We start from the raw sequence: 12394 nt of genomic DNA on the forward strand, positions 1-12394 counted from the left end.
ACAAACCCCGTACAAAAGTACGGGGCATAATGCAATTATAGATGGGGGAGATTTTGAGGGTTTCAACCCCCGGTGGCGAGCCGAATACAGTTTGTGTGACCCGCCATCTTCAAACGATTGAGGGTGTTGTCTGCGTTTTCTTTGCCTTTCACCGGGCCAATGACCACACGATTCCAGCCATTGTTGGTGGTAATTTTCGAGTCAAAACCTTCGAACGCCAGTTGAGCACGCACCGTCTCTGCCTGTTCCGCGCCTCTGAACGAACCGCACTGTACCATCCAGCGGCGTTCATCTTTTTTCTCTGCCGTCGGTTTTGGCGCGTCTGCGGCACGAGCAACGGGCGCAGCCTGCTGCGGTTTCGGCTGTGCAGCAGTATGCGCAGGCGTTTGCAGCAGATCCTGGTACGGTTGCTGAGTGGACGCAGGTTTAGACTGCCGCGGCTGAGACTGTACTGGCGCGGCTTGCGCAGTACGTGTCTGTTGCTGCCAGCTTTGTTCTGTCGCACGTGGCTGCTGGGCCAGACGTTGCTGTTCTGCTAACTGCTGCGCCTGACGCTGGCGTTGTAGCGTTTGCTGGCGCTGTTCCGGCGTCTGCTCATTCCACGGAACTTCAATTAGCTGCGTTGGCTGCTGGCGCATATCGGCCTGCATTTGCTCAAGAAGCTGGCGCTGTTCCGGTGTCAGTTGTTCCGGCGTTTTCACTTCACCACCGGCAGAAGGTTCTGTTGGCGCACGCACACCAGGCTGGCGACTTTCCAGCTCTTTTATGTAACGCCAGCGTTCTTCCGGTTTCGGAGGTAGTCCATTTCCGGTCACTTTCTGGCTTTGCAGCGTCTCGGACTCTTCTTTCTTGTGATGCGTAATGAAGTACAGACCACCGATAAAGGTCACAAGAACGGCGGCAGCAATAGCGACCATTGCGGGAGAAACCGCAGGCAGATTTCGTTGCTTTTTCCGTGAGGTGCTCTTTTTTCGCCGCGAAGGTGCCGGTTGGCTGCGGCGTACATAATCTCGTTGTGCCACTATCGTTTCGCTGTATTTATTCGTTCGTCAGCCCGCCATGTTACTTAAGCGGCGGGCCTTTGACCAGTCACGGAAGTCTTAAAGGTTTACTTTAAGTCAATGTGCGCGTCGATCCCCGGATAATAAGCTCGCAGTCCATTAAACGTGAGCCACTGCCGACCGTTTGCCCTTGCATTTGATCAAGCAATAACAGCATAGCTTCCCGACCGATTTCGTAACGCGGCTGCGCAATGGTTGTCAGCGGCGGATCACAGAATTGCGTCAGGTCGATGTTATCAAAACCGATGATGGAAAGGTCGTCAGGGATTTTCAGCCCCTGACGTTTGGCCTGTGAAAGTGCGCCGAGCGCCATCACATCGCTATGACAGAAGACGGCAGTAGGCGGCTGCGGAAGGTCGAGCAACTGTTGCATGGCCTTACTTCCGGCTTCGAAGGTGAAATCGCCTCGGGCGATATATTGCGGATCAACCATAATTCCGCAGCGACGCAGCGCCTGAACGTAGCCTTGCAGGCGATAGTGACACAGCGGCATCTCTTCTGGACCAGCAATACAGCCAATCCGTTTATGTCCCTGTTCATACAGGTAATTTACCGCATCGAATGCCGCGGTCAGGTTGTCGATATGAACCGTCGGCAGCTCCAGCTCCGGCGCAAATTCGTTCGCCATCACCATAGGCGGCAGATTACGTTGCTCCTCTATGCTGGCATCAAACGGCAGCCTTGAACCCAGCAGCAACATGCCATCAATTTGCTTGGTGATGATTAAATCGATAAAGGTTTTTTCCTGCTGATTTTGATGTGCGCAGTCGCCAATCAGCACCAGATATCCGTGACTTGCCGCCGTAATTTCGATACCGCGAATAATTTCGCTAAAGAAGGGATCACAGATATCCGGGACAATTACCAGAACTGTACGGGACTCATTACGCTTAACGTTACGTCCCATTGGCTGTGGTAAATAACCCACTTCCCGAGCGGCTTTTTCAACCCGATTACGAGTGGCCAGGGAGACTTTATCGGGATTCATCAATGCTCGGGAAACGGTCGCTGTAGAGACTTTTGCTTTCAGGGCAACGTCTTTCATGGTTGCGGCAGTTTCCTGCTTCTTCTTCGCTTTCACACTCACTCCTCGCCTGGCACGTCAGGCGTACTACATCCATGTTTACTTCATATCGGCAACATTTTTAGCAGATAGTGCGTGAAAACGGTTACAGAATTTTCATGAAAAGTGTGATGAATATTTAATTTTTCGATCCGCCTCGCATCGTGAGCGGTTTAGCCTTCAATGGGATCGACATCCAGCACCCATTTCACTTTTCGTGAATCCGGTATTGTGTTGATAAGCGCCAGAGTGCCATTAATGATGTGCTGCAAGCGCACGCGGGAAGGGTGTTGCAACAAGATCTGCCAGCGCCAGCGACCGCCTCGTTTGGGTGCCAGTGCCGGAACCGGGCCGAGAACCCACAGTTTGTCATCCGCCAGCGGACTGGAGAGGATCAGATTGCGCAACTGCTGCAGGAACAGCGGTGCGTGCTGATTATTATGATCTTCTGCGCGCACAATCACATGGCTGGTCCACGGTGGCAGTTGCATCATTCGCCGTTCGGCCAGCGCCTGTTCGGCAAAGGCGTCGTAGCCTTTATAGAGCAACGTTTGCAACAGAGGATGTTCCGGATGGTGTGTTTGCAGCACCACCTCACCCTGTTTACCTGCACGCCCCGCACGACCAGCGACCTGAGTGTAAAGCTGGGCAAAACGTTCTGCTGAGCGAAAATCGGCAGAAAATAGCGCGCCATCGACGTCCAGTAACGCCACAAGCGTGACATCCGGAAAGTGGTGACCTTTCGCCAGCATTTGCGTACCAATCAAAATCCTCGCGCCACCGCGATGCACTTCCGCCAGTTGCTGCTCCAGCGCGCCTTTACGGCTGGTGGTGTCGCGGTCGATACGTGAAATGGCTACACCAAGGAACATCGGCGCAAGCGTCTGTTCAAGCTGCTCAGTGCCCAGCCCCACCGGCATCAGGTGCGTAGAGCCGCAGGACGGACACTGGCGCGGCACCGGGCGCTGGCTATCGCAATGGTGGCAGCGCAGATGTTGCTGTGCCTGATGCAGCGTGTAGTAGTGATCGCAACGTGGGCATTCGGCAATCCAGCCGCAGTCGTGGCACAGCAGCGCAGGCGCAAAACCACGGCGATTAAGAAAGAGAATAACCTGGTTGTCGGCCTGTAAATGCTGGCGCATACGACTGATTAACGCTGGAGCCAGCCCCGCCTGCACCTTCTGACCTTTTAAATCCAGCACGTGTTGAATTGCCGGACGCGCATTACCCGCCCGACGTGTCAGGCGCAGCAGGCGATATTTTTTCTGTTGCACGTTGCATAGCGTTTCCAATGCAGGCGTTGCCGAACCGAGAATGATCGGGATTTGCTCGCTGTGCGCGCGATATACCGCCAGGTCGCGGGCATGATAGCGCCAGCCTTCCTGCTGCTTGTAGGAACTGTCATGCTCTTCGTCGATGACAATCACGCCGAGATTTTTAAATGGCGTAAACAGTGCGGAACGCGTACCAATCACAATCGCTGCTTCGCCATTTTTCGCTTTCAGCCACGCCGAAAGGCGTTCGCTGTCGTTCAGACCAGAATGCAGGACTTCCACGGGTGCGTTAAATCGTTCACGAAAACGGGCGATAGTTTGCGGTGTCAGGCCGATTTCCGGCACCATTACCAGCGCCTGCTTGCCCTGGCTGAGAACGTTTTCCAGCACGCTTAAATAGACTTCCGTTTTACCGGAACCGGTGACGCCCGCCAGCAGCCAGGCAGAAAAAGAATCGGCCGCGCTATGAATTGCGCCAACGGCGGTGGCTTGTTCAGTATTCAGCCGCAGACGTTCGCCAGAAACGGCATAGCCCGTTCGCCAGTCGCTAAATTCTGGCGTTTCGCTTGCCAGTTCACACAAACCTTTTTTGCGCAGCGCCTGTAGTGCGGCATCATTAAATTCGAGAGTGGCGACCTGGTCGCGCCAGATTTTCCCTTGCCGCAATGCTGCCAGCGCTTGCTGCTGTTTTGGCGAACGTTTCAGGCTGTTGATATCCACCGCCTGGCCCTGCTCGGTGGCAAACCAGTACCACATTGGCGTGTTCGCCGCAGGTCGCCCCTGGCGCAGTAAAATCGGCAAGGCATGAAATAACACATCGCCAATCGGATGATGATAGTAATCCGCCGCCCATAGCAGTAATCGCCAGACGGAGTGAGTAAACACCGGCTCACTGTCCAGCACTTCTCCCACCGCTTTCAGTTCGTTGAGTGGCAACTCGCTAACGTCGCTAACCGACACCACAATCCCGATGCGTTCTTGCTGTTTGCCAAACGGCACGCGCACGCGACACCCGGCTTTAACCGTCATGCCTTCAGGCAGCAGATAGTCAAAGGTACGAGGGAGCGGAACGGGCAAGGCAACGTGGGCAACGGGCATAGCATCATCCTGACTTGAAATTCGGTGGAACAGTATACACATTGCCGTAGAGGAGTGCGGATCAGTTTGCATACGCTGGTTAATTTCTGTATGATTCGGCGCCTTTGATACGAAATGATCGTATTGAAACTATACTTTAAACATCGCGTGGTGTCTGGCGTTAGGGCTGGAAGAGCGACGCGGCCTTAAACCGAGGTTTTCCCATGAAAAAAGATATTCACCCGAAATACGAAGAAATTACTGCTAGCTGCTCTTGCGGTAACGTAATGAAAATCCGCTCCACCGTTGGTCATGACCTGAACCTCGACGTGTGCAGCAAGTGCCACCCGTTCTTCACTGGCAAACAGCGTGATGTTGCTACCGGTGGCCGTGTTGATCGCTTCAACAAGCGTTTCAGCATCCCGGGCAGCAAATAAGACCGGATTTCCGAAAAAAGCGCCGCACGGCGCTTTTTTTGTGCCTGAAAACTTTCATCAGCAACATAACTCATTGAGTTTGTGTTTTTTTATCTTTTCTTTCATCGCGAAAATCCATTTTATCGATACCGTATTTTTTCATGCGCAAATACAGCTTTTTTCTGGGTATCTGAAAGTAATCTGCAACGTCGTTTATACGACCCTGGTGGAAGTTGAGAGCATCAATAATTATTTGTCTTTCATAACTTTCTACTCGTTCATCCAGCGGTGCTGGATCAGTCTCCATCATCTGCAAATTGACCGAATCGTCCAGCATTAAAACACCTACTGCAACCAGTTCTGCCGCATTCACCAATTCAATGATATTACCCGGCCAGGCACGCGCCATCAGCCGTTTATAAAACGTTTTTCCCAGCAACGGCTGTTGGCGATTTAATCGTTTACAGGTGAGTGTCAGATAATGGTGAAAAATAGGTTCAATATCCCCCGGTCGTTGGCTTAGTGGTGGGCATTCAATGTGGGTGAGTGAAAAAAGAAAATACAATGCGGGAATGATTTTCTGTGCGGCGGCCAGTTCAGCCAGAGGGCTTTGATTAACAACCATCAGACGAAACGATCGATCCTGTGGGCGTTCCTGGAGTTGAATCAAGAGACGCTGATTTTCTTGTGTTAAATGTTCAAGTTCTTTTAATAACAGCGTGCCACCTTCTGCCTCTTTCACCCATTCTTCCAACGGTTGCTGACTATTAGCGCTGAGTGTGCGTTCAATTAAAGGTCTTTCTTTGCGAGAACTAAATTGATGAAGATAATGAGCAGCTAATGTTCTCCCTGTACCCGGTTCGCCGTAAAAACAGACGGGAAGATCGGTTTCTGCCAGCGTTTCAAGTTGTTGGCGTGTCTGGCGGATCCAGCCGCTGTTACCGATTAAGTGTCGATTAAACTGAGTGTGTCGCCATTTTTTTTGTTCCAGATAAGCTTCACGCTCTGCCAGTGCTTTTTCGATAAGTGATAGAAATTGTTCCGGATTGACCGGTTTTTGCAGGAAATCCCACGCTCCCTTTTTTACCGCTTCAACGGCCATAGGAACATCGCCATGACCGGTGATCATCAGAATAGGAAGATTAGGGTCGATCAGCGTTATTTTTTCCAGCAGCGTAATGCCTGAAATATCTGGCATGCAAACGTCGCACACAACGATGCCTTCCCAGGTATTTTGCAGCAATTGTAGGGCCTCTGAAGGGTTGCTACAGGTACATACTACATAACCCTCTTGCTGTAAGAGAGCGCTGTAGGCTTGCAGAACATCATTATCGTCATCAATTAACAGTATTGTTGGGTGAGTGTCTGTCATGCTTAAAGCTTCCTGAAACGTAGAATAACCAGCGCATGGTGGTCGAGAGTAGACGCGATATGTAACTCTCCCTGGCACTGACGCATAATAGAATGACTAATCGAAAGGCCAATACCCAAACCTACAGCTTTGTCAGTGGTAAAAGGTGTTAATAGTCGATCAGCCAGAAGCACAGGCCAGCCTTTTCCATTGTCAGCAATATATAGCGTTACAGTGGTGGCTTCTTCTTCAAAGTTAATGGTTATTGTGGGCGGTTCTTCCAGACAGGCTTCCAGGGCATTGGTAAATAAATTAACTAAAACTTGTTGAATTAAAACATCATCGCCATACACAGCAGGGAAATGATCCGGGTAGTGAAGAGAGGCTTTCAGTGGTCGATGTTTCAATGCCAGAAGTTCCCAGGATGAATAAATTACCTGCTGTAAATTGATTGCGCCGCCAGCTAATTCACTATCACGACGGCGGGCGAAGTTGCGCAGTCGTTTAACGATGTTATCCATGCGTTCGACCAGCGATCGCATAGTGACGATATAATTTTTTACCAAACCAACGTCTTGTTGTTCTAAAGCGCGGTTGGCACTGAACAGATACATAGATAATGCATTAAGTGGTTGATTAATTTCATGTGCCAGTGTTGTCATTGTCTGCCCGACTACGGCCAGTTTTGCGGTTTGGATCAATTCACTTTGTGCAGTACGAAGGTTTTTTTCAGTCGCTATTCGATCGCATATTTCCTGCCCCAGTTGACGTTGTTGCTGATTAATTTGTTCAATGGTCTGGCGGAGCAGGTTGGCAATTCTCCCAAGTTCATCGTTGCCGGAGACAGGGATATCAGCATCGAGTTCACCATTGCTTAACTTGACGACGGCATCATTCAGTAACTGAAATCGGCGGATCATTCTGGGACGAATGTAGAGGTAATTTACCAGAATGACGAACAGCAAGGCGGTAACCATAGCCGACAAAATCAGTAGCCCGCTGATTTGCATTATTTTTTCCAATCGTAGATTGAATGTTTGTAGTTGTTGATGGCTATTTCCTAATTGAGTTTCTAATTGGTTGCGTATTTGCGTAAATACACGCTCTTTATCCCCGATAGTACTCATGAGGGTCTGTTGAGCTTGCTGCCAGGCAGCGAGGGTTCCGGGCAGATAATTTTGTTGAGTACCAAGCTCCCACAAGGAATAAACCGTCTGATGTAATGTGATGGTACTGGAATAAGACCATAACGATCTCACATTTTCGTCAATGCTGTGCTTCAAAAAATTCAGGTATTGAATATGTTGTTTTAACGAATCTATATCTCCACTATGTGTGTTAAGCATCTCCTTCAGTGTGCTGACGATCTGGGTTTCTATATGTGAAAGTTCGAAAACAAGTTGTAATTCTTTTTGAATAGTTTGTTGAGCATTTTGCAAATCCTGATTTTCGTGCAGATCTTTTCGTTGGCTGAGTTGATTGAGCAACGACGATTGTTGCCAACTTAAATCCTGAGTCAGAGAGTTAAGCTCATTATTGAAATCATCATGTAACCAGTTAACTCTTGAGGATATAACGTCGAGTTTTCCTTTTTCTTGATTGTTGTTATTCACCGCGCTATCGAGCTTGCTAAGCAATCTGTGACTACTGGCAACCTGTTGGTTAAGCGCATTTTGATGTACTGAATCAAGATGGGGATTAATGGCCTTAATTTTTTGTAGCCGTTGTTCAATTTGTTCCCTCACCTGAAGACGATTAACGGTATTGGTTGTCTGTTGTAGCTCATTGAATTCATTTACCAATGCGGTAAGGTTTTCTTCAAAAAGAAATGAAGCCTGAATCCGCGGGAAATAATCATCAAGCGCGTAGCGAACCTGAGAATTTTGTTCATACCACGAATAGAGGCTAACTACGCTAACGAATAGCGTAAGAACGGCACTAAAAACAAAGGCGAGGCGTAAGCTCGTCCCTATAGTATGTAGTTGTTTCACTTTAATGACTCGAGTTGCATGTTCACTAATTGCTGTTGATGCAGGAAAAACTGCTGCCATGCCATGATCTGAGCTTCACGAAAGCCTGATTGCAGTTCGAATTGCTGCAGATACATGGAATTAATAGCCTGTTGTGGGGTAACAGGAACGGCTGTTAATAATGCGCGCACATCTGGCAATTTACGCTTAAGCCGATGTTCTGCGGCATATAATGATTTCCAGGTGTTTTGAAGTTCGGTAAGGCGAAAAGTAATCGCATTATCAAATAACAATTGCACGAGCTTTTGGCGTTGCATAATCAACGGATAATCAAGGGAAGGAGAGGAAAATAATCGTAGTTGTTGCTCCGCGAGAGGAGTGCCGGAGGGCAGTGGGTATACCGGATATTTTCCTGAGTCAGAATCGCTCAATGCTTGTTGTCCTTCCGGGCTCAATAAGAAATTAATAAAACGACCCGCCTCCTGTGAATGTTCACTGCCGTTTGTGATAGCAATAAACATAGGTGCTGCGCGAGAGTTTGGGAAATAACTGAAACGTAAGGTTGAATTATTAAGCAGTACGTTAGCGTAATTGTCGATTATCGGACCAGCGTCTCCCAACCCTGTGCTGATCTTATTTGCTACACCGAAACTACGTGATGAAATGGTCGCGAGATTGCCGCCTATTTTCAGTAGTGTGCTCCAGCCGTTATTCCATCCTTGTTGTTGCAGGAGATCTTCAATCATCAGATGAGTGGTATCTGAACGCGAAGGGCTACTCATTAATAAGGTTCCTTGATAACGTGACCTGCTTAATTCCTTCCATGAAGTAGGTACTGGCTCATTTTTATCTTCCAGATGCGCTACATTGATCAGGATGCCATAGCCCGATACTGCAACTGCAACGGTGGTTGACCGAATAGAGTCGGGGACTAACTTTCTGCTTGTTTCTATCTGATTATTAAATGGCTGGAGCAGGTTTTTACTTTGTAATCGCTGTAGCAACATGGGGGATGAACTCAATACCAGATCAATATTTTCACCCAATGGATTTTCAAGCAGGCGCTCAATGGATGCACTGGTTCGGTTGAGTGTTCGGATTTGGGTTGCCAGGGGTTGCTTTTGCCATTGACTGATAATGTGCTCTGTCGCTTCCGAAGAAAGCGTTGTAGCAATCACCAGCTCTTGTGCTGAGGTGACGTTGACGCATAAAAGCCAACAGATTAGTGTTCGTTGTATAATACGAATCATGTCAAAAATCCTATTAACGAGAGAAAAACTCTTACGCTGTAATTCATATCATTATCCGTTCGCTAATATACTCAATGAACAGCAAGACACTTGTGTCAGTATCGGAAATTATCATTAATTTGGATGTAGCCAGCGTCACTATATCCGGAAGCGTTTGTTAAAAAAAGATCAATATTGCACCTCTGAACACGTGTATCTTGCGGAAATAGCGGTTGTTATGAGTATGCTCGGTAATTAATTTCCACACTTGCGCTATCGGATTCAGGTTATGACCGGATTCTATTGTTTCTTTGCGCCAGCCTTCATGCGCCGGAAGAATGGCTTTAATTCGAGCGCAAATGTGCTTGTCATGAAGGATATCATGAAAATGTTTAAGTCCTCCTTGTTGTTGAGCGGTGATGAAAACTTTCATGTTGCGCAGCATGATCCTCCGATAGGGTAAAATCAAGTATCTTCAATGATCACGTGTATAGATACAAAATATGTGACTGACATCAAAAACTGAAAAAATTAATAAAAGGAATTATTTTTATATTGGGGCTGTTGTAACCCGTTAAGACTTAAATAAGAGCCGAATTCTATTTTGGGATGTGAAAATGGGAAAGAAATGGAACATGATATTTGTATTTTTGAGTCAATTTTGACTCATTTGCCTTGTATTGTAACTTAAACTCTCTTGCTTCACTATCTTCAAAACCAATGAAGCAAGGGCTTTTGAAATACTCATCAGAGAGTAGCAACTAGCATTGCTGTTTAAAATAACTCTATGAACTGGAAGGTGATGTATGCTTTCTCTATTGAAACCTCAAGTGGCAACACATAAGGTTCCTGAAAGTGAAATAAAGAATACCTATAATCGTTATCGTATGCAGGCGCTATTTAGCGTGTTTATCGGTTATCTTTCGTATTATATTGTCAGGAATAACTTTGTTCTCTCCACACCTTATTTAAAACAAGATCTTAATCTGTCTGCGACTCAAATAGGGCTACTTAGCAGTTGTATGCTAATCGCCTATGGTATTAGTAAAGGGGTAATGAGTAGCCTGGCAGACAAAGCTAATCCTAAAGTCTATATGGCTGTGGGTTTAGTTCTTTGCGCCCTCGTTAACGTGGCGCTTGGTTTTAGTTTTGCTTTTTGGATGTTTGCGGGACTTGTCATTCTGAATGGCCTCTTTCAAGGGATGGGCGTTGGCCCTTCGTTTATTACAATAGCCAACTGGTTCCCTCGTAAAGAACGGGGCATCGTCGGTGCGGTCTGGAATATTTCGCACAATGTGGGGGGCGGTATTGTTGCTCCGATTGTTGGTGGTGCATTTGCCGTATTGGGTACTGAACACTGGAAAATAGCAACGTATGTTGTTCCAGCGATTGTATCAGTTGTCATTGCTATAGTCGTGCTGATGACAGGTAAAGGTTCTCCCGTAAGTGAAGGTTTACCACCATTAAGCGAAATTGTTCCGGACGACGTCAGCATTAAAGCAAAAGATGATCGTGCGCCAGAAGATATGACTGCCTGGCAAATTTTTTGTACCTATGTGCTAAAAAACAAGAATGCATGGTTCGTCTCTTTCGTTGATGTTTTTGTCTATATGGTGCGTTTCGGAATTATCAGTTGGTTGCCCATTTACCTGTTAAGCGTGAAACATTTTACGAAGACTGAAATGAGCACGGCATTTTTAATTTTTGAATGGGCGGCTATTCCAACGACGTTATTTGCTGGCTGGTTGAGTGATAAATTATTTCATGGTCGCCGTATGCCACCCGCGATTATCAGTATGGTATTGATTTTCTTCTGCCTGCTGGGCTACTGGAAAAGCGACTCTCTGCTCTCTATTACCATTTTTGCTGCTTGCGTAGGCTGCCTTATCTATGTTCCGCAGTTCCTGGCTTCTGTGCAGACAATGGAAATTGTCCCCAGTTTTGCCGTGGGTTCCGCAGTCGGTTTGCGTGGTTTTATGAGTTATATTCTTGGCGCAACGCTTGGTACAAGTTTGTTTGGTGTTATGGTCGATCAGGTAGGTTGGGATGGCGGTTTTTATCTTCTGCTTGCTGGTGTTATCTGTTGCATTATTTTCTGTACGCTAACGCACTTTGGCGCGGTCGCTATGGAACGACAGCGTCAAAATGACGTGGCTGCGTTTTCGCAAGAGCTTCAGACCAATAAAAATTAGATTTTGGGGGCCAGTCACGAGGTGATTGGCCCATTACCAGGAAAACAGCGGCCATTCTTTAGCGACGGTAGTGAGTTGTGGCGCATCGAAAACGGCCTGTGGTGAAACCACCGTTTCTTCAAGCGGGATATTTTTGCCGTAGCGTTCTTTGAGCTTCGCCTGGACCAGCGGGTTGCTAAGATCGAACTCTTTCAGTTTTTGCTGCTCGCCCACGCTCATTCCCAGCGCGTTCTGATACACCTTCCACACCACTTCTGAACAATACTGGCGATCGTCGCTCCACGAGAAGCTGAAGTCATATGGTTGACCAAGATAACGTTTTGTCGCTTGCGCCAGTTTTTGCTGTTGTTCGGTATTCAGCCCGCCTTCAACACGGCGCACAATGTATTTGCCCTTTTCACCGTGGGCGATCCACTGCTTCAGCGGGGTGTATTTCACCGGGCCGACGGCTTCAAAGACGTAGGGCTTTTTATTGCGTATCACCAGCATACCGGTATGGCTGTAATCGGAATGGGTCGCCAGTTGGATCGCTTTACTTTGCGATGAGCGAGAGATCTGAAAGATGATGTCGCCGGTTTGTGGCTGCCAGGCAAAGGCTGGCGCAGAAACCAGCAGGCTGGGGATGAGTAGCCTGATTTTCATCGTTAAACGTCCATGTATAAAAAGGCGGTGGGTTAGATCTGAGCCGCTGACAACGTGCTCGTTGTTTATGCCGGATGCGGCGTGAACGCCTTATCCGGCCTACAAGTTCGTGCAAATTC

At 47.8% G+C, this 12394-nt stretch carries 10 protein-coding genes; 2 read left to right on the plus strand and 8 right to left on the minus strand.

Going from position 1 to position 12394, the window contains the following annotated elements:
- Positions 1-62 precede the first annotated feature (62 nt).
- The 3 genes from ftsN to priA form a co-directional block, all read right to left on the minus strand.
- Positions 63-1022, minus strand: coding sequence for a cell division protein FtsN (ftsN, locus tag C0K55_RS13955; RefSeq protein ID WP_000068823.1), 960 nt, complete (start codon positions 1020-1022; stop codon positions 63-65).
- A 91-nt stretch (positions 1023-1113) separates the two neighbouring features.
- The gene (cytR, locus tag C0K55_RS13960; RefSeq protein ID WP_194245949.1) at positions 1114-2106 is read right to left on the minus strand and encodes a DNA-binding transcriptional regulator CytR; all 993 of its coding nucleotides are present in this window, start codon (positions 2104-2106) and stop codon (positions 1114-1116) included.
- 191 nt (positions 2107-2297) lie between these two features.
- Positions 2298-4496 carry a primosomal protein N' gene (gene priA / locus C0K55_RS13965; protein ID WP_105266108.1) on the minus strand — a complete coding sequence of 733 codons (2199 nt, stop codon included), beginning with the start codon at positions 4494-4496 and terminating at the stop codon, positions 2298-2300.
- 203 nt (positions 4497-4699) lie between these two features.
- Here priA and rpmE point away from each other — a divergent pair, with 203 nt between their 5' ends.
- A complete protein-coding gene (rpmE, locus tag C0K55_RS13970; RefSeq protein ID WP_000710770.1) occupies positions 4700-4912 on the plus strand; it encodes a 50S ribosomal protein L31 in 213 nt (70 codons plus the stop codon).
- 70 nt (positions 4913-4982) lie between these two features.
- Here rpmE and pgtA read toward each other — a convergent pair whose 3' ends face one another.
- From pgtA to C0K55_RS13990, 4 genes are all read right to left on the minus strand, one after another.
- Positions 4983-6263: a two-component system response regulator PgtA gene (gene pgtA / locus C0K55_RS13975; RefSeq protein ID WP_000132598.1), complete on the minus strand. Its 1281-nt coding sequence runs from the start codon at positions 6261-6263 to the stop codon at positions 4983-4985.
- Between the two features lie 2 nt (positions 6264-6265).
- Entirely contained in the window at positions 6266-8293 is a 2028-nt protein-coding gene (locus C0K55_RS13980) for an ATP-binding protein (RefSeq protein ID WP_194309549.1), read from the minus strand.
- The gene (locus tag C0K55_RS13985; RefSeq protein ID WP_010376577.1) at positions 8230-9462 is read right to left on the minus strand and encodes an ABC transporter substrate-binding protein; all 1233 of its coding nucleotides are present in this window, start codon (positions 9460-9462) and stop codon (positions 8230-8232) included. The genes C0K55_RS13980 and C0K55_RS13985 overlap by 64 nt, the downstream gene beginning before the upstream one ends.
- A 157-nt stretch (positions 9463-9619) precedes the next feature.
- Complete coding sequence (locus tag C0K55_RS13990) at positions 9620-9886, minus strand: hypothetical protein (protein ID WP_000945736.1); 267 nt, start codon at positions 9884-9886, stop codon at positions 9620-9622.
- A gap of 361 nt (positions 9887-10247) precedes the next feature.
- On the opposite strand from C0K55_RS13990, the gene pgtP reads away from it, so the two are divergent.
- Positions 10248-11633, plus strand: coding sequence for a phosphoglycerate transporter PgtP (pgtP, locus tag C0K55_RS13995; RefSeq protein WP_000949936.1), 1386 nt, complete (start codon positions 10248-10250; stop codon positions 11631-11633).
- Between the two features lie 33 nt (positions 11634-11666).
- Here pgtP and C0K55_RS14000 read toward each other — a convergent pair whose 3' ends face one another.
- Positions 11667-12275, minus strand: a complete 609-nt coding sequence (locus C0K55_RS14000) for a YiiX family permuted papain-like enzyme (protein ID WP_001517521.1) — start codon at positions 12273-12275, stop codon at positions 11667-11669.
- Positions 12276-12394 lie beyond the last annotated feature (119 nt).

The sequence above is a fragment of the Escherichia sp. MOD1-EC6098 genome (assembly GCF_002965865.1).
GTDB lineage: Bacteria > Pseudomonadota > Gammaproteobacteria > Enterobacterales > Enterobacteriaceae > Escherichia > Escherichia marmotae.